15 protein-coding genes are annotated in these 17013 nt (G+C 65.0%); 8 read left to right on the top strand and 7 right to left on the bottom strand.

Annotated elements, in window-relative coordinates:
• Window positions 1-30 precede the first annotated feature (30 nt).
• Window positions 31-1605, bottom strand: a complete 1575-nt coding sequence (gene ubiB / locus TSA1_RS24765; RefSeq protein ID WP_100181315.1) for a 2-polyprenylphenol 6-hydroxylase — start codon at window positions 1603-1605, stop codon at window positions 31-33.
• Window positions 1602-2363, bottom strand: a complete 762-nt coding sequence (ubiE, locus tag TSA1_RS24760; RefSeq protein WP_100178618.1) for a bifunctional demethylmenaquinone methyltransferase/2-methoxy-6-polyprenyl-1,4-benzoquinol methylase UbiE — start codon at window positions 2361-2363, stop codon at window positions 1602-1604. The genes ubiB and ubiE overlap by 4 nt, the downstream gene beginning before the upstream one ends.
• A gap of 81 nt (window positions 2364-2444) precedes the next feature.
• On the opposite strand from ubiE, the gene mutM reads away from it, so the two are divergent.
• Complete coding sequence (mutM, locus tag TSA1_RS24755) at window positions 2445-3326, top strand: bifunctional DNA-formamidopyrimidine glycosylase/DNA-(apurinic or apyrimidinic site) lyase (protein WP_100178617.1); 882 nt, start codon at window positions 2445-2447, stop codon at window positions 3324-3326.
• A gap of 340 nt (window positions 3327-3666) precedes the next feature.
• Here the strand turns inward: mutM and TSA1_RS24750 are convergent, their stop codons facing one another.
• Complete coding sequence (locus TSA1_RS24750; protein ID WP_100178616.1) at window positions 3667-4410, bottom strand: ParA family protein; 744 nt, start codon at window positions 4408-4410, stop codon at window positions 3667-3669.
• Between the two features lie 387 nt (window positions 4411-4797).
• A complete protein-coding gene (locus TSA1_RS24745; RefSeq protein ID WP_174719059.1) occupies window positions 4798-6156 on the bottom strand; it encodes a peptidoglycan-binding protein in 1359 nt (452 codons plus the stop codon).
• Between the two features lie 256 nt (window positions 6157-6412).
• Here TSA1_RS24745 and TSA1_RS24735 point away from each other — a divergent pair, with 256 nt between their 5' ends.
• Window positions 6413-7216 carry a HesA/MoeB/ThiF family protein gene (locus TSA1_RS24735; protein ID WP_100178613.1) on the top strand — a complete coding sequence of 268 codons (804 nt, stop codon included), beginning with the start codon at window positions 6413-6415 and terminating at the stop codon, window positions 7214-7216.
• Between the two features lie 5 nt (window positions 7217-7221).
• Here the strand turns inward: TSA1_RS24735 and TSA1_RS24730 are convergent, their stop codons facing one another.
• On the bottom strand, window positions 7222-8229 hold the full coding sequence (locus TSA1_RS24730) for an aldo/keto reductase (protein ID WP_100178612.1): 1008 nt from the start codon (window positions 8227-8229) through the stop codon (window positions 7222-7224).
• Window positions 8230-8345: 116 nt separating this feature from the next.
• Between TSA1_RS24730 and TSA1_RS24725 the strand changes: the two genes are divergently transcribed.
• On the top strand, window positions 8346-9257 hold the full coding sequence (locus tag TSA1_RS24725) for a LysR family transcriptional regulator (protein WP_100178611.1): 912 nt from the start codon (window positions 8346-8348) through the stop codon (window positions 9255-9257).
• A gap of 3 nt (window positions 9258-9260) precedes the next feature.
• Here the strand turns inward: TSA1_RS24725 and TSA1_RS24720 are convergent, their stop codons facing one another.
• Window positions 9261-10262, bottom strand: coding sequence for a 2-hydroxyacid dehydrogenase (locus tag TSA1_RS24720; RefSeq protein WP_100178610.1), 1002 nt, complete (start codon window positions 10260-10262; stop codon window positions 9261-9263).
• 325 nt (window positions 10263-10587) lie between these two features.
• Here TSA1_RS24720 and TSA1_RS24715 point away from each other — a divergent pair, with 325 nt between their 5' ends.
• The gene (locus TSA1_RS24715) at window positions 10588-11118 is read left to right on the top strand and encodes an SH3 domain-containing protein (RefSeq protein ID WP_100178609.1); all 531 of its coding nucleotides are present in this window, start codon (window positions 10588-10590) and stop codon (window positions 11116-11118) included.
• Window positions 11119-11262: 144 nt separating this feature from the next.
• On the opposite strand, the gene irrA is transcribed toward TSA1_RS24715, so the two are convergent.
• On the bottom strand, window positions 11263-11754 hold the full coding sequence (gene irrA, locus TSA1_RS24710; RefSeq protein ID WP_008131763.1) for an iron response transcriptional regulator IrrA: 492 nt from the start codon (window positions 11752-11754) through the stop codon (window positions 11263-11265).
• A 372-nt stretch (window positions 11755-12126) separates the two neighbouring features.
• Here irrA and fabA point away from each other — a divergent pair, with 372 nt between their 5' ends.
• From fabA to TSA1_RS24690, 4 genes are all read left to right on the top strand, one after another.
• A complete protein-coding gene (gene fabA, locus TSA1_RS24705) occupies window positions 12127-12648 on the top strand; it encodes a bifunctional 3-hydroxydecanoyl-ACP dehydratase/trans-2-decenoyl-ACP isomerase (RefSeq protein WP_092289360.1) in 522 nt (173 codons plus the stop codon).
• A 54-nt stretch (window positions 12649-12702) separates the two neighbouring features.
• Window positions 12703-13926 (top strand): beta-ketoacyl-ACP synthase I, encoded by a 1224-nt coding sequence (fabB, locus tag TSA1_RS24700; RefSeq protein WP_100178608.1) that lies wholly within the window; start codon window positions 12703-12705, stop codon window positions 13924-13926.
• A 175-nt stretch (window positions 13927-14101) separates the two neighbouring features.
• Window positions 14102-14899 carry an enoyl-ACP reductase FabI gene (gene fabI, locus TSA1_RS24695; protein ID WP_100178607.1) on the top strand — a complete coding sequence of 266 codons (798 nt, stop codon included), beginning with the start codon at window positions 14102-14104 and terminating at the stop codon, window positions 14897-14899.
• A 133-nt stretch (window positions 14900-15032) separates the two neighbouring features.
• On the top strand, window positions 15033-17012 hold the full coding sequence (locus TSA1_RS24690; protein WP_100181314.1) for an autotransporter family protein: 1980 nt from the start codon (window positions 15033-15035) through the stop codon (window positions 17010-17012).
• Window position 17013: the final 1 nt, after the last annotated feature.

The following is a 17013-nucleotide window of genomic DNA, read 5'->3' as shown; positions in this document are numbered from 1 at the left end:
GATGCTATCACTCGCATGATTGCAGTGCAATCACAAATTCCGGACCGCAATCAGGATCCCGATGAAGGTCGCGGCAATGATCCACAGCGCGACGGTGCGCCAACGGTTCTTGCGACCTTCGCTGCGGCCCATTGCGGCGATGCTGTCAGGCGAAAGCCTGATGCCCTCCCGCGTCATGGTTTCGAGCTGCTCCAGCACCTTCACGGATCGCTCGGCGATCTCGGGCAGGCGCATCAGCACGCGCGCGATGTCTCCGGTCCCGGCAAGTGCGCCCTGCACCCGGCCGATCGGGCCGAGATTGCGCTCGATCCATTCGCGCACCACGGGGTCGGCGACCTTCCAGATGTCGAGCTTCGGATCGAAGCCGCGCGCCACGCCTTCGACCACCACCATGGTCTTCTGCAGCAGGATCAGCTCGGGCCGCGTCGTCATGTCGAACAGGCCGGTGACCTCGAGCAGCAGCGTCAACAGCCGCGCCATCGAGATCTCTTCCGCCGTGCGGTTGTGAATCGGCTCGCCAATGGCGCGAATCGCTTGCGCGAAATTCTCCACCGAGTGATGCGCGGGCACATAGCCCGCCTCGAAATGCACCTCGGCGACGCGGCGATAATCGCGGGTGATGAAGCCGAGCAGGATTTCGGCGAGGAAGCGCCGCTCCTTCATCCCGAGCCGGCCCATGATGCCGAAATCGACCGCGACGAGTCGTCCCGCGTCATCCAGGAACAGATTGCCCGGATGCATGTCGGCATGGAAGAAGCCGTCGCGCAGCGCGTGCCGCAGAAAACTCTGGATCACCTTGCGGCCGAGATCGGGCAGGTCGACCTGCGACTCCTCGAGGCGCTTGTGATCGTTCAGCGCGATGCCGTCGATCCACTCCATCGTCAGCACGTTGTGCGTGGTGCGGTCCCAGTCGACTGCAGGCACGCGGAAGTCGGGGTCGCCCTGCGTGTTCTCCGCCATCTCCGACAGCGCGGCCGCCTCCAGGCGCAGGTCCATCTCCATCGCGACCGAGCGCGACATGGTGTTGATGACCTCGACCAGGCGCAGCCGCCGCGCCTCCGCCGAATAGGTCTCGGCCTTGTGTGCGACGAAGAAGAAATCGGAGAGATCGCGGCGGAAGCGCGCGGCGACGTTCGGCCGCAGCACCTTCACGGCGACCGCCTTGCGGATGCCGTCGTGCAGCACCTCGCCGCGATGCACCTGTGCGATAGAGGCGGCCGCGACCGGCGGACCGAGCTTGGCGAACACCTCCGTCAGCGGACGCTCCAGCGAGGTCGCGATCGCGGCTTCCGCTTCGGCCTGCGAAAACGGCGGCAGGCGATCCTGGAGGCTTTCCAGGTCGCGCGCCATGATGACGCCGACGACGTCGGGCCGCGTGGCCAGAAACTGCCCGAGCTTGAGATAGGCCGGACCCATCCGGGTCAGCGCGCGCGACAGCCGCGGTCCGTGCTTCGGACCACGACGTTCGATGATGCGTGCAAGCTTCAGCGCGAGCTGCCCGGGCGGTGGCACGAGGCTCGGATCGACCGAGCCGAACACGCCCTCGCGCGCGAACACGAACGCAGCGCGCATCAGGCGCGCAGTGTGGGTGATGGCAGAAATCACAAACGCCAACCCGAATGCAGAGCGACGATGCCGCCGGAGAGTGTCTGCCAGCTGACGCGGGAAAAGCCGGCCTCGCGGATCATGTCGGCGAAGGCGTTGGGTTTCGGAAACTTGCGGATGGATTCGACGAGATATTGGTAGGACTCGGCATCGCCCGTGATCATGCGGCCGAGCGGCGGGATCACCTTGAACGAGAACAGATCATAGAGCTTGTCGAGCCCGGGCATCTCCACGGTGGAGAACTCCAGGCACAGGAAGCGGCTGCCGGGCTTCAGCACGCGATAAGCTTCGCGCAGCGCAAGGTCGATCTGTGGCACGTTGCGGATGCCGAAAGCGATCGTATATGCGTCGAAGCTGCGGTCGGCGAAGGCGAGCGCTTCGGCATTGCCTTCGACGAAATCGACCTGGGTCTCGAGATGGCGCTTGGCGGCGCGCTCGCGGCCCACGGCGAGCATGTCGGAATTGATGTCGCAGACGGTGGCATGGAAGCCGGGGCCCGCGGCCTTGGCGGCGCGGAACGAGATGTCGCCGGTGCCGCCGGCGACGTCGAGCAATGCGAAGGGCCGGTCGCCCCTGGGCGGGTTGAGGGCATTGATCATGATGTCCTTCCAGACCCGGTGCAGGCCACCGGACATCAGGTCGTTCATCAGATCATAGCGCGACGCCACGCTGTGAAACACGTCGTTCACCAGCGTCTGCTTGTCCCCGAGGGGAACGTCCTTGAAGCCAAAATGCGTGGTTTCGCCCGGCCGATCCATTACTCTACTCCACTGGGCGGACCATAGCGCGCCCGCCGCAATGGCGCTATCACACCGCCCTCATAAGGTGAATGCCTGACCATGCCCGAATTGCCCGAAGTCGAGACCGTCCGCCGCGGCCTTCAGCCTGTCATGGAGGGTGCGAAAATCCTGGTCGCGGAGGCCCGTCGGCCGGATCTCCGCTTTCCGTTCCAGCCTGATTTCGTGGCCCGGCTCAAGGGCCAGGTCGTCACGGGCCTCGGCCGCCGCGCAAAATATCTCATGGCCGACCTCGCCTCGGGCGACGTGCTGCTGATGCATCTGGGCATGTCGGGCTCGTTCCGCGTCATCAAGCCGGACAACGAGGCCGCGCCCGGCGAGTTTCACTATCCTAGGGCTAAGGATTCCGTGCACGACCATGTGCTGTTTCGGATGTCCTCCGGCGCCGATATCGTCTTCAACGATCCGCGCCGCTTCGGTTACATGAAAGTGATCGCGCGCAATGCGCTGGACGAAGAGCCGCTGCTGCGCGATCTCGGCCCCGAGCCGCTCGGCAACGAATTCGACGCCGCGATGCTGGCGCGCTCCTGCCAAGGCAAGACCACCAGCCTGAAGGCGGCGCTGCTCGACCAGCGCGTGGTGGCGGGGCTTGGCAACATCTATGTCTGCGAAGCGCTGCATCGCTCGCATCTGTCGCCGCGCCGGATCGCCGCGACCCTGTCGACCAGGAAGGGCGAGCCCACGGACCATGCCAAGCGATTGGTCGGCGCGATCCACACCGTGCTGAACGACGCCATCAAGGCCGGCGGCTCCAGTCTGCGTGACCATCGCCAGACCTCGGGCGAGCTCGGCTACTTCCAGCATTCGTTCAAGGTCTACGATCGCGAAGGCGAGAAATGCACGACGCCAGCTTGCGGCGGCACGATCAAGCGCTTCACCCAGAATGGCCGCTCGACCTTCTGGTGCCCGAAATGTCAGAAGTGACGTAGCATCGTAGCCCGGATGGAGTGCAGCGTAATCCGGGACCTTCGCGCGACGGATGCAGGCGCCCCGGATTGCGCTGCGCTCCATCCGGGCTACGAATGCTCGCGAACAGCCGTTTTGCCCGCTGAGTCAGACGTCTGCGCGCCGCCGCCGAGGTGACGCGGCGGGGAGCCGTTCTACTGTGCATGGGGTTGTTTTCGAGATTCTTGTTCGAGAGCGTGTTGGCCCTCGTCAAAAACGCGAAGCGAAGCAATCCGGCCGGGCTGGTGGCCGGATTGCTTCGTCGCTGGGGCCCTTCCGGATGGTGAAGGGCCGACTGCCGTCCGAGCGATCGCCCCGCTCAGGACGCCAGGGTCGTGGTCTCGTCCGCCGCGTGCTCGGCGGCAACGTGAAGCATGCCGTCCGCAGCCGACATCACTTGGTCGATCAGGACGTTGGTCGTGGCTTCGAGCTCGAGCCGGGTCTCGATCCAGCGCCAGAGGCCGCGGATCTCGTCCGCCGACTTGCCGTTCGGCGCGAACTCGCTGACGGCGAGACCGCTGGCGAGCGAGTCCTGGTGGTCGTTGCGCATCACGATCAACGGGCGCGCGAGCACTTCGGTGAGATCGAGCGCGGCTTCCTCGGCGAGCGCGCCTGCGGCATTGTCGATGCGTTGGCCGCGGATCGGCGTCTGGTTGAGCACGAAGCTATAGGGCCGCTTCCAGGCGCGCGCGACGCTGAGCGTCGAGGCGGTCGCCTCGATGTCGGCGACGCTCGGGCGGGCCGGGATCAGGCAGAGATCGGAATTGCGGATCGCCACGGTGGTGGCGGCAGACAGGCCGGCCGCAGTATCGACGATCGCGAGCTGCAGGCCGCTGTCCGCCAGCATCTTCAGGCGCGGCTCGATGTCGGCAGCATGGTAGATCGGCTCGACGACGAGATCGTCGGCGTTGCGGCGGCGTTGCCAGTTGGAGAGGGTGCCCTGCGGGTCGGTTTCGATCAGGCGAACGGTGAAGCCAGCCTGCTTGGCTGCCAGTGCGAGGCCGATGGCGAGCGTGCTCTTGCCACTGCCGCCCTTTTGGGTGGCCAAAACGATCGTGTGCATTTGAAGATCAATCCTTTGGAGTTCTGGGTCAGGAATACGCCACGCGAACGTGCATCGATCTCGATGCTGAGCTCTTCTCGCTCAGGACGTGCCGGCCCGATCCAAAGGGGATCGCGGAGGTCCGAATCAGCAGTAACGATGATGGCGGAATGGGGAATGCCAGCGAATCCGTACCATTACCGGACCCGTAGTCGTACGTATGATGTGTTCGTGGGTCAGTTGATCTCGCCTCCCGGACAAAGCGCAGCACGGCAGTGATGCGCTGCCGGAACGGGGCCCAGGAAGCCATTTGCACGGAATTCGAGGAAGCATGAGTCCCGGCTCAGCCGAGCGGCATGTCATGCCGCAGCGCGTCCGGGACAGGAGCGCGCACGATTTCTGGTGAGCTTATTTCCGCACGCAGATCACGCGGACGACGGCGGCCTTTGCATCCGTTGAAGTGCCGTTCGCGGTGATCTGGTTGGCCTTCAGGAAATCGCGCACGGCATCTGCGGACACCATCACGGCCTGCGAGGCCGGCACCGATGTCGCAGGTCCCGCCAGCGTTGCCGGCTTCAACAGCGCAATGCCGGCGAACCTGCCGTCGCCATCGATTGCGGGACCACCGGAGAACCCGACCGCCGGTGGCGGCGACAGCATGGCATCGCTGCTCGGGACTGGCGCCAGCGCAGCCTTGACGACCGACACGCCGCCTGCGCCGCCCTGGCTCTGCGGATCGGCGATGCCGACGACGTCGACGTTCGTCTTCGCCGCGCCGCCAGCGAGGCCGAGCGGCTTGAGGCCGCGCGCGCCGTAGATGTGCAGAAGCGCCAGACCGCGCTCCTTGTCTTCGGCAAGACGGTCGGCACTGCCATGGCCGGCGACCGTGATCGCGAGACAGCCGTCGGTGACGAGGCGGTCGGCTACGATCGCACCGTCGTCGCTGACGACGAGGCCGGTGCCGTATTCGACGGTCTTGCGCGGCGGCGGCCCGGCCTGCGGGCCCGACGGGAACGCGTTGAAGGCGCTCGACATCGCGATCACGACCGGCTCGACCGTGTTCTCGGTCGCCTGGTCGTAGAGGATCGTCATGGTGCGGACCTCGTCGCCCTTGAAGGTGCCGCGGACGTAGAATTTCTTGAGGCCCTGCAAGCCCGACAGCACGAAGAAGTCGGGCTTCACCACGGTGTAGTCGACCTTGCGCCCGGACGGCTCCTTCTCCAGCTCCGCGAGTTTCGCCGAGGTCGGGTTCGCTTCCTTGCGGCGGCTGAGCAGCACCTGCACGGTTCCGGTCGGCGAGGTCCATTTCGAGCCGTTGGCGTCGCTCGCCTGCTGCGGCACGAGCTTGGAGGGGATGCCGAGCCGGGCGCCGCTGGTCGGCTCCGTCACGATCTTCCAGCCGACGCCGTCCTGCTTCTTTCGCGCCGTCTCGGCGAGCGCGGCGCGCTCCTGCGGGTTGAGCACGCCGGTCGGCTTGCCGCCCTTGGCCTTCTGGTAATCCTTGATGGCGTTGACCATGCGCTCGCTGACGTCGCCGGTGATGGCACCGTTGTACTGGCCGACCCAGGCGAGGTCGGATTGCAGAGACAGTCGCTCTGCCTTTGCCATGGCTTCGGCTGTCGCCGACGGCGTCTGCATTGCGGGAGGTTGAATCGGCACGGTCTGGACCGTCTTCGGCTTGGCGCCGGCGATCGGTTGTGTCGTCATCTGGGCGTTCGCGGCCGTCGCAGTCGCAAACATCAAGGTTGCCGTAAGCATCGATCTCATGACAAATCCAACCCGCCCATTGAACGCAATGGCATTGAAGCACATCTCGTTGGTCGCGAACAATGTTGGGCTGGTTCAGGCGCGAGCTGAGACGCGTACCCAGGTCCTCGTCCTGAGGAGCGGCCGCAAGGCCGCGTCTCGAAGGATGGCCGCAGGCGAGATCGGGGCCTTCATGGTTCGCCCGGCGATGCGAAGCATCGTCCGGAGACGGCGCTTCGCGCCTCCTCACCAGGAGGCTTGAGAGGAACGAAAGACGATGCTGAGCCCGGACGAACTCGAACGTTATGCCCGCCATATCGTGCTGCGCGATGTCGGCGGACCGGGCCAGGCCGCGCTGAAGCGGGCCTCCGTGCTGGTGATCGGTGCCGGTGGCCTCGGCGCGCCCGCCCTGATGTATCTGGCCGCGGCCGGCGTCGGCACGCTCGGCGTGGTCGATGACGACGTGGTGTCGCTGTCGAATCTCCAGCGCCAGGTGATCCACACCACGCCGGATATCGGCCGGCACAAGGTCGAGAGCGCCGCCGAGCGGATCGCGGCGCTCAATCCGCATGTCCGCTTCGTCGGCCATGCCACCTGGCTCAACGCCGACAATGCGCTCAGCCTGATCGGCGATTACGATCTCGTGCTCGACGGCTCCGACAATTTCTTGACGCGCTATCTGGCTTCGGACGCCTGCTTCTTCGCCAAGCGGCCGCTGATCACCGCCGCGCTCGGCACCTTCGACGGCTCGCTCACCACCATTCGCGCGCATGAGAGGAACGAGCAGGGCGAGTTCAACCCAACCTATCGCTGCCTGTTTCCGGAGGCGCCGCCGCCCGGTACCGTGCCGGCCTGCGCGGAAGCCGGCGTCATGGGCGCATTGGCGGGCGTGCTCGGCTCGATGATGGCGCTGGAGGCGATCCGCGAGATCGTCGGTTTCGGCGATGGCCTGGTCGGCCGCCTCCTGATGATCGATGCGCGCGCGATGCGCTTCGAGACGCTGCGCTATTCGCGCGATCCTGCCAATCCGCTCAACGGCGACGGGCCTGTGGTCGTCGACCTCAGCGCTCATCGCACCTGAGCGCGTCAGGTCGTCGCCGGCTTCTCGCTGTCGAGATGCGCCATTTGCTCGGCCGCATAGCGCGTGCCGGACGCGACGTTCGGCGGAAAGGCCTTTGCCAGCGCTGCGAGATGCTCCGGCGCCAGCGTCACCTTCGTTGCGCCGAGCGCTTCGGTGAGACGGGTGCGGGTGCGGGCGCCGACCAGCGGCACGATCGCCTTGTCCTGTGTGGACACCCAGGCGATTGCGACCTGCGCCGGCGTTGCGCCGATCTCCGCGGCGATGATGCGCAGCTGATCCACCAGCGCCAGATTGGCATCGAGATTTGCGCCCTGGAAGCGCGGCGTCATCAGCCGGTAGTCACGGCCGGCCTTGCCTGAGTCCTTCGACCAGTGGCCACTGATCAGGCCGCGCGCGAGCACGCCGTAGGCCGTGATGCCGATGCCGAGCTCGCGGCACGTGCTCAGGATATCGCGTTCGATGCCGCGCTCGATCAGCGAATATTCGATCTGGAGATCGGCGATCGGATGCACGGCATGCGCGCGGCGGATGGTGTCGGAGCCGACCTCGGAGAGGCCGATATGCTTGACGTAGCCGGCCTTCACGAGATCGGCGATTCCGCCGATGGTCTCCTCGATGGGCACGCTGGGATCGAGCCGCGCCGGCCGGTAGATGTCGATATGATCGGTGCCGAGCCGCTGCAGTGAATACGCCAGGAAATTCTTTGTCGCGGCCGGCCGTGTGTCCATTCCGATGAAGTCCCCGGCGGGACCGCGCAGCGCGCCGTACTTCACGCTGATCCGCACCTTGTCGCGGGCGACGTCCTTCAGCGCTTCGCGCACCAAAATCTCGTTGTGACCCATGGCGTAGAAATCGCCGGTGTCGAGCAGCGTGATGCCGGCATCGAGCGCCGCATGCACCGTGGCGACGGCCTCGCCGCGATCGGCGGGGCCGTAGACCTCCGACATGCCCATGCAGCCGAGACCGAGGGCGGAGACGGTGGGGCCGGTTGAACCGAGTTTGCGTTGCTCCATGATGGCTCTCCTCGAAGAAGCGGCGGATGGCGCCGCGTGACGAGGGCACATATGCGCCTGCGCGATTGCGCCGATAAGCTGGACAATCGAGAATGGCTTGTTCAAAATAATGAACAATGGCCGATCCCGATCTGCGCGATCTCGACGCCTTCGTGGCGGTTGCCCGCACCCGTAATTTCCGGCGGGCGGCGGTCGACATGCGTATCTCCGTATCGGGCCTCAGCCAGCGGCTGCGGGACCTAGAGGAGCGCCTCGGCGTCCGCCTGATGAACCGCACCACCCGCAGTGTCGCGCTGACCGAAGCGGGCGAGCTGCTGCTGTCCCGCGTCGCCCCGGCGCTCCGCGATGTCGGCGATGCCCTGGACCAGGTCCGCGGCCTTCGCGAGGTTGCCTCGGGCCGCCTGCGGATCAATGCGCCGCCTCCGGCGGTCGATCTCGTGCTGGCGCCGATGGTCGGCCCGTTTCTGAGCGTGCATCCGCAGGTCGATCTCGACATCGTCTCCGAAAGCGGCTTCGTCGATATCGTCAGCGCCGGCTTCGACGCAGGCGTGCGCTATGGCGAGCATCTCGCGCAGGACATGGTGGCGATCCCGCTAAGCGGCCCGCAGAGTTACGTCGTCGTCGCTTCGCCTGATTATCTCGCGCGCTGCGGCAGGCCGAAGCATCCGAAGGATCTGCTCGATCATGATTGCATCCGCGCGCGCTACTCGAGCGGCGTCATGCACGATCTGGAGTTCGAGAAAGCGGGCCATGTCGTCAAGGTCGATCCGCCCGCAAAGCTGATCTCGACCAACATGAACCTTGCGATGCGCGCCGCTCTCGACGGCGTCGGGATCTGGGCGACGCTCGATGGCTATGTCGGCGAAGCCGTGAAGTCCGGTGCGCTGGTCAGCCTGATGGAAGATTGGTGCGAGCCGTTCCCGGGCCCGTTCCTGTACTATCCGAGCCGGCGCCAGACGCCGCCCGCCCTGCGCGCGTTCATCGATTTCGTCGCGAACTGGCGCAAGCGCGAAACGCGCGGCAAATGAACCTCAGAGCATGCTCGGCAGCACGCGATCCGGCGGCTTGTGGGCGTCGAGGAAGGTGCGGATGTTGATGATCACCTTCTCGCCCATCTCGACGCGGCCTTCGATCGTGGCCGAGCCCATATGCGGCAGCAGCGTCACCTTGCCGGCCTTGGCGAGCCGCACCAGCTTCGGGTTGACCGCGGGCTCGTGCTCGTAGACGTCGAGGCCGGCGCCGGCGATCTCGCCGCCTTCGATCAGCTTGATCAGCGTGTCCTCGTCCGTCACCTCGCCGCGCGCGGTGTTGACGATGTAGGCGTCTTTCCGGATCAGCTTCAGCCGCCGTGCCGAGAGCAGATGATAGGTCGCCGGCGTGTGCGGACAGTTCACCGAGATGATGTCCATTCGCGCCAGCATCTGGTCGAGGCTCTCCCAATAGGTCGCGCCCAACTCTTCGGCGATCTTCGGCGCGACGGGACGGCGGTTGTGATAGTGGATCTGCAGGCCGAAGGCGCGGGCGCGGCGCGCGACCGCCTGGCCGATGCGGCCCATGCCGATGATGCCGAGGCGCTTGCCCCCGATGCGGTGGCCGAGCATCCAGGTCGGCGACCAGCCCGCCCAGGGTTTTCCCTCCGTCAGGATCGAGGCGCCTTCGATCATCCGGCGCGGCACGGCCAGGATCAGCGCCATGGTCATGTCGGCGGTATCCTCGGTCAGGACCTTCGGCGTGTTGGTGACGGTGATGCCGCGGGCATGCGCGGCCTCGACGTCGATATTGTCGACGCCGTTGCCGAAATTGGCGATCAGCCGCAGCTTGCAGTCCGCCTGGTTGACGATGTCGGCGCTGATATGGTCGGTGACGGTTGGAACCAGAACGTCGGCGGTGCGCGCGGCTTCCGCGAGCTGCTCGGCCGACATCGGCGTGTCCTCGAGATTGATCCGCGCGTCGAACAATTCGCGCATCCGCGTCTCGATCGAATCCGGCAGCTTGCGCGTCACGACGACGAGGGGCTTTTTCTTCACCGACATGTCCTGCTCTCATGAGGCGTCGCAGGCCACCTCTGTCGCCAAAGGTCGGTCGTTGAGGCCTCATTAACCCGGTTGTTCGACACTGCCCTTGCCGTGTCCGTCCCCGGCGTTTCCTTCAAGTTCTCCCGATATTTCCGGCCGGAAAATCGGGGCAAACTGGTTGTTCAAGTGCCCGTCCTCTCTAGCAGAAGGCCGGGCCAAGACAAGAACCACGGGTTTAAGGCTTTGGGAACACCCGCGTGGGGCGGGAGAGGGCTGACGCGGCAGGTTTTGGATTTTGGAGTGAGGACCCGGCTCGGCCGGGTCTGCGACGGGAGACGGGTAGATGGCGTTGGGGCGTTTTTGTTCTGTGATGGCGCTCGTTTGCACCTGGTTGAGCGCCTCGGTCGGCCCCTCGCATTCGGCCAAGGACAATACCCCGCAGACCGCCAGCGGCCTGCCGGTGCCGCGCTACGTCAGCCTCAAATCGGATCACGTCAACGTCCGCGCCGGCCCGACCAAGGACAATGACGTGGCCTGGGTCTATACCCGCGCCGGCTTGCCGGTCGAAATTACCGCCGAGTTCGAGAACTGGCGCCGGGTGCGCGATTCCGAAGGCGCCGAGGGCTGGGTCTATCACTCGCTGCTGTCGGGCCGCCGCACCGCGGTGGTCACCATGAAGCACAAGGATGAACTCGCCCCGATCTACGACCGGGCCGATCCTGACAGCGCAGTTGCAGCAAAGCTCCAGGCCGGAGTCGTCACGCAGGTGAAGAAGTGCGCTGCAAACTGGTGCCGCGTCACCGGCAACGGCTTCGATGGCTGGATCCAGCAGGAGCGGCTCTGGGGTGTGTATTCCGACGAGCAGGTGAATTGACGTCTTTGGGCCGCGGGTAAGCTGCTGCTCCAGCGTCATGCCCGGGCTCGTCCCGGGCATCCACGTCCTTCGCGCCTAGTCCAAAAACGGTAGATGGCCGGGACAGGCCCGGCCATGACGACCATATTGGATTTCGGGGCCTGTCTAGCGCTTCTTGCGCAGGCGCACGACCATGTCGATGCGCGCGATTTCGTAACCCTCGGGCACCTCCGGCATCTTGGACAGCGCCAGATGCGGATCCTCGATGTCGACCAGCTCATGGCTGTTCTCGAGGTAGTAGTGGTGGTGGGTGGTGACGTTGGTGTCGAAATAGGTCTTGGTACCGTCGACACTGACCTGGCGGAGCAGGCCGGCATCGGTGAGCTGGTTCAGTGTGTTGTAGACGGTCGCCAGCGACACCGGAACCTTGGCCAGGGTCGCTTCCTCGTAGAGCATTTCAGCCGTCAGGTGACGCGCACCCTTGCCGAACAGCAGCCAGCCGAGCGCCATGCGCTGGCGCGTCGGACGAAGCCCGGCGGACTGGAGCATTTCGTTGACGTCGTGCCAGGGACAGCCGGTCAGAGCCGGCTGGCGGCCGGACAGGAGGGCCGCGGCGTGGACGTCGTCGTCGTGATGGGGCGCGGTATTCTCGCTCATTTCCAGATTTCAGGCACGCGTGAACAATATCTCTCCGCAATATAGGAAGAGAAAGATGCAGATGCAAGTTTCTCGCAACTAGAGAGGTTCTAATCAGCCTTGAAGGTTCTAAGCAGTCTTGGAACCGAGCCCGGATCGCGTCATTTTACCTTCATGGATGCGCTTTGCCACCTGAAATGGCCTGTGTTAGAGAGCGCGCGGTTCCGCTTAGCCGATTTTGGCGCAGCCGGGCATGGAAGCCCGGCCGGCAGTCCATCCGGGGCTTGCGGGAGCTGCGCCTGACGACGGCAATTGGCGTTGCTCTCCGACCGAGACGGGGCCCATTTTCGCCAAAGAACGCCGCTCAATCGGAATTTGAACAGAGGCTCGTGCATGCTGAACAGGCGCAACGGTTACGAATACGAGGACTTGCTGGCGTGTGCCCGCGGCGAGATGTTCGGCCCGGGCAATGCCCAGCTGCCGTTGCCGCCGATGCTGATGTTCGACCGCATCACCGAGATCAACGACAATGGCGGCGAGTTCGGCAAGGGGCTGGTGCGCGCCGAGCTCGACGTGAAGCCCGACCTCTGGTTCTTCGGCTGCCACTTCAAGAACGACCCGGTGATGCCCGGCTGCCTCGGCCTCGACGCGCTGTGGCAAATGGTCGGCTTCTATCTCGGCTGGACCGGGGGCGAAGGTCGCGGTCGCGCGCTCGGTCTGAACGAGCTGAAGTTCAGTGGCCAGGTACTGCCCGAGGCGCGCAAGGTTGTGTACAACGTCGATATCAAACGCGTGATGCGTTCAAAGCTGGTGCTCGGTATCGCCGACGGGTGGCTTTCGGTCGATGACCAGATTATTTATCGCGCCAAGGACCTGAAGGTCGGCCTGTTCAAGCAGGGCACGAGCCTGGGCTGAGCGCATCACCACGTAGACAACGAGCAAGAAGACAACGAGCAGGGCGAGGCTGTCATGAGGCGGGTTGTGGTCACCGGGATGGGCATCGTCTCGTCGATCGGAAACAACACCCAGGAAGTGCTTGCGAGCCTTCACGAGGCGAAGTCGGGCATTTCTCGGGCTGAGAAATATGCCGAGCTCGGCTTTCGTTCGCAGGTGCAAGGCGCGCCGACGCTCGATCCCGCGACGGTGGTCGACCGCCGCGCCATGCGCTTCCTCGGCCAGGGCGCGGCGTGGAATCACATTGCGATGGAGCAGGCGATTCAGGACTCCGGTCTGAGCCCTGAGGAAGTCTCCAACATCCGCACCGGCATCATCATGGGCTCCGGCGGTCCTTCGGCACGCACCATCGTCGAATCCGCCGACATCACCCGCACCAAGGGACCGAAGCGCGTCGGACCGTTTGCAGTGCCGAAGGCGATGTCGTCCACGGCCTCCGCGACGCTTGCGACCTGGTTCAAGATCAAGGGCGTGAACTACTCGATCTCCTCGGCCTGCGCGACGTCGAACCATTGCGTCGGCAATGCCTATGAGACGATCCAGATCGGCAAGCAGGACGTCATCTTCGCCGGCGGCTGCGAGGAGCTCGACTGGTCGCTGTCGGTGCTGTTCGACGCCATGGGCGCGATGTCCTCGAAGTACAACGACACGCCGGCCACGGCCTCGCGTCCCTACGACCTCAACCGTGACGGCTTCGTCATCGCCGGCGGCGCCGGTGTGCTGGTGCTGGAAGAGCTCGAGCATGCCAAGGCGCGCGGCGCCCGCATCTACGGCGAGATCGTCGGTTACGGTGCGACCTCGGACGGCTACGACATGGTTGCGCCGTCGGGCGAAGGCGCCGAGCGCTGCATGCGCATGGCGATGTCGACGGTGAAGACCAAGGTCGACTACATCAATCCGCACGCGACCTCGACGCCGGCCGGCGATCCCCCGGAGATCGATGCGCTCCGCCGCGTGTTCGGCTCTGGTGAGAAGTGCCCGCCGATCTCGGCGACCAAGGCGCTGACCGGCCATTCGCTGGGTGCCACCGGCGTGCAGGAGGCGATCTACTCGCTGTTGATGATGAACAACGGCTTCATCTGCGAGAGCGCGCACATCCAGGAGCTCGACCCCGTGTTCGCCGACATGCCGATCGTGCGCAAGCGCATCGACAACGTCAAGATCGGCACCGTGCTGTCGAATTCGTTCGGCTTCGGCGGCACCAATGCCACGCTGGTGTTCAGCCGGATGGATGTGTGAGCACGGATTTCGTCATGCCCCGCCTAGTGCGCAATTGCGCACGGGGGCGGGGCATCCAGTACGCCGCGGCTTTTCAAATTTTCACGAACGTCTCTGGAATACTGGATCGCCCGCCCCTGTGCGCAATTGCGCACTAGGCGGGCGATGACCACGAATGGTTGGGAGTGGCGAGGCCATGGAAGGTTTGATGAAGGGCAAGCGCGGTCTGATCATGGGCGTCGCCAATGATCATTCGATCGCCTGGGGCATGGCCAAGACGCTGCACGCTCACGGCGCCGAGCTTGCCTTCACCTTCCAGGGCGAAGCTCTCGGCAGGCGCGTCAAACCGCTGGCAGAATCGCTCGGTGTGGATCTGGTGCTGCCCTGCGACGTCGAGGACATCGCCAGCGTCGATGCCACGTTCGCGGCGCTTCGCGAAAAATGGGGCAAGCTCGACTTCGTCATCCACGCGATCGGCTTTGCCGACAAGAACGAGCTGAAGGGCCGCTACGCCGACACCAGCCGCGAGAATTTTTCGCGCACCATGGTGATCTCCTGCTTCTCGTTCACGGAAATCGCCAAGCGCGCCGCCGAATTGATGACGGACGGCGGCAGCATGATCACGTTGACCTTCGGCGCCTCGGAACGCGCGATGCCGAACTACAACGTGATGGGCGTGGCCAAGGCGGCGCTGGAAGCCTCGGTGCGCTATCTCGCTTCCGATTTCGGACCGCGCGGCATCCGCGTCAACGCGATCTCCGCCGGTCCCATCCGCACGCTCGCAGGCTCCGGCATCGGCGAGGCACGCGCGATGTTCGCCTTCATGCAAAAGCATTCGCCGCTGCGTCGCGGCGTCACGCTCGACGAGCTCGGCGGCTCGGCGCTGTATCTGCTGTCGGATCTGTCCGGCGGCGTGACCGGCGAGATCCACTATGTCGATTCCGGTTACAACATCGTCCTGATGCCGCGGCCGGACGATTTGAAGACTGAATAGACCGCGCCCTTCCTCCTGCCCCACGATCATGGGGCTGACTCGCCCGTCAAATCATGCTTGCTGCTCCCCCGTGACGCCGTAGGATCGTTTCTCCAGCGGCTCGGGAGGAGTGATCGTGCCAAGGCTGCATGCGATGTGTCGCGCGAGCGCGCTGGCGGCCGTTGCGGGCGCGATGCTGCTGTGCGGCGGTTCGCATGCCCAGGCACAGTCGACGATCTGGGACGCGACCCTCTCCAACACCAACTGGTATGTCCCGACGGCGCAGCTGTTGGCCTATGCCGCGCCGAAGACCGGCTTCTCCAATCCGACCCCGATCGGCGACCAGACCCTGTGGTCGCTCGCGACGGCAACCAACGGCTCGTTCACCGGAACGAGCGTGGCACAACTCAAGATCGGGCCCGCTCTTCTGACCGATACCTCGACCATCCAGGGTTTTGTCACGACCGCGGGCCAGATCACCATGCAGTTCACCCCGACATCCGGCGGCGCGGTGACGGTTGGCCTCGGCCATATGCGAACCGTGGGTGGCGTGACCTCGATGGAGATGCAGATGATCACGGGCGACAGCGTGCTCGTGACGCACTGGGCCTACATGCTCCCCTACGATCCCGCGACCTTCACGCCGCCGGCTTCGCAGCCCGTTCCCGCCAACTCCGTTCCGCAATGGGCGTGGACCTCAGGCACGCCGTGGCGGATCACCAGCAACGCGTTGTTCGGCACGTCGGCCCCCGGCCGTTTCGTCATCACGAATTATCAGAATGGGTATTTCTGGGGTGCGGGCGTCGCCCCCGCCGGAAGCAGTGCCGCCAACTTCACGCTGCTGGGCTCGGTAACGCCGGAGGGCAATGTGCTCTTCAACACGCTCTCGAAGGGTACGCTCGCCAGCCTCTATGGTGCAGCCAGCGGCGATGCCTCGGGCGCGCAAATGCTCGTCAGCACCTACGATCTCTCCGGCAATCCGACCGGCGGCATCGCCTATCTCTCTTTGGTGCGCCCCTATGCGGAAACGCTTCAGGCGCAGAACAGCCGCGCGGGCCTCGGTGCAGCCGACATGCTCTATCGCCTGTCGGCGACCTCGCTCGGCTGGACGGGGAGCATGGCAGCCGGCTTCACTGCGCTCGACAATCTCAGCGGCTCCGGTCTCGTCAACGCGGTCAACCAGACCTTGCCCGTTCTCACCGGTGCGGCGTCGCAGGCGACCTACGCCACGCAACGCGTGTTCCAGCAGGCGATGACGGGGCGGCTCGACGGTGTGCTCGGGATGGACAACACGGGCGTCACGCCCGAGCGAAATCTTTGGATGAAGCCGCTCGGCGGCAGCACCCGGCAGGCTGGCGTCGATGGTGTCCCCGGCTATAACGCGTCCGGTGGCGGCATCGCGGTTGGCGCAGACGCGACGATCTCGCCGCGCGCGATGCTCGGCGGCGTGTTCGCCTATTCGCATCAGGCCATCACCGGCAGCGACGACGCCGTGCCAAACCGGCTCTCCATCGATTCTTATCAGGCGGGCCTCTATGGCGCCTATGCGCTCGGTCATGGCATTCAAATCGATGGCCAACTCGACGGTGCGCTGAATGACAACAGCGAGAGCCGCTCGCTCACCTTCATTGGCAGCACGGCCGGCGCCGGCTATCGCTCCTACAGCGGTCACGTCGGAACCGGCGTCCGCAAGATGATCCCGGTCGAGCCGGGACTAACCATCGCGCCGTCGCTGCGGCTGGACTATGGGCAGGTTCGCTCGCCCGCCTATCAGGAGGCCGGCGCGGGCGGATTCAGCCTCAACGTAGACGCCCAAACCTATCGCGAGCTGACAGTGACGGCCGGGCTGAAGGGGGCATACCAGATCGCGAAGCAGGTCTATCTCACCAGTGATGTCGGCGTCGGCTACAACACGTTGAACCAGGGATTGCAGATCAAGTCGGCATTTGCCGGCGGCGGCGATAGTTTCGTCACCAACGGCCTTGCACTATCGCCCTGGATCTACTCGACCGCGCTTGGCCTCGTCGCAGCCGATGGCAAGGGGTTTGATCTCGGCATTCGCTACGGTGTTGCAGCGACGTCCTCAGGACTGGTTCAGCAGTCCGGGCTCGCCGTCCTCAAGATCAAGCTGTAGA

The sequence above is a fragment of the Bradyrhizobium nitroreducens genome (assembly GCF_002776695.1).
Taxonomy (GTDB): Bacteria; Pseudomonadota; Alphaproteobacteria; order Rhizobiales; family Xanthobacteraceae; genus Bradyrhizobium; species Bradyrhizobium nitroreducens.
Note: the sequence above shows the minus strand (reverse complement) of the source record. Positions and strands in the feature narration are given on the sequence as shown.

Coding starts and splice junctions, on each gene's coding strand:
- TSA1_RS24715 (WP_100178609.1), top strand. CDS start 10,588: ATGGCGTTGGGGCGTTTTTGTTCTGTGATGGCGCTCGTTTGCACCTGG.
- TSA1_RS24745 (WP_174719059.1), bottom strand. CDS start 6,156: ATGAGATCGATGCTTACGGCAACCTTGATGTTTGCGACTGCGACGGCC.
- irrA (WP_008131763.1), bottom strand. CDS start 11,754: ATGAGCGAGAATACCGCGCCCCATCACGACGACGACGTCCACGCCGCG.
- ubiE (WP_100178618.1), bottom strand. CDS start 2,363: ATGGATCGGCCGGGCGAAACCACGCATTTTGGCTTCAAGGACGTTCCC.
- TSA1_RS24725 (WP_100178611.1), top strand. CDS start 8,346: ATGGCCGATCCCGATCTGCGCGATCTCGACGCCTTCGTGGCGGTTGCC.
- TSA1_RS24690 (WP_100181314.1), top strand. CDS start 15,033: ATGTGTCGCGCGAGCGCGCTGGCGGCCGTTGCGGGCGCGATGCTGCTG.
- fabB (WP_100178608.1), top strand. CDS start 12,703: ATGAGGCGGGTTGTGGTCACCGGGATGGGCATCGTCTCGTCGATCGGA.
- TSA1_RS24735 (WP_100178613.1), top strand. CDS start 6,413: ATGCTGAGCCCGGACGAACTCGAACGTTATGCCCGCCATATCGTGCTG.
- fabA (WP_092289360.1), top strand. CDS start 12,127: ATGCTGAACAGGCGCAACGGTTACGAATACGAGGACTTGCTGGCGTGT.
- TSA1_RS24720 (WP_100178610.1), bottom strand. CDS start 10,262: ATGTCGGTGAAGAAAAAGCCCCTCGTCGTCGTGACGCGCAAGCTGCCG.
- fabI (WP_100178607.1), top strand. CDS start 14,102: ATGGAAGGTTTGATGAAGGGCAAGCGCGGTCTGATCATGGGCGTCGCC.
- mutM (WP_100178617.1), top strand. CDS start 2,445: ATGCCCGAATTGCCCGAAGTCGAGACCGTCCGCCGCGGCCTTCAGCCT.
- TSA1_RS24750 (WP_100178616.1), bottom strand. CDS start 4,410: ATGCACACGATCGTTTTGGCCACCCAAAAGGGCGGCAGTGGCAAGAGC.
- TSA1_RS24730 (WP_100178612.1), bottom strand. CDS start 8,229: ATGGAGCAACGCAAACTCGGTTCAACCGGCCCCACCGTCTCCGCCCTC.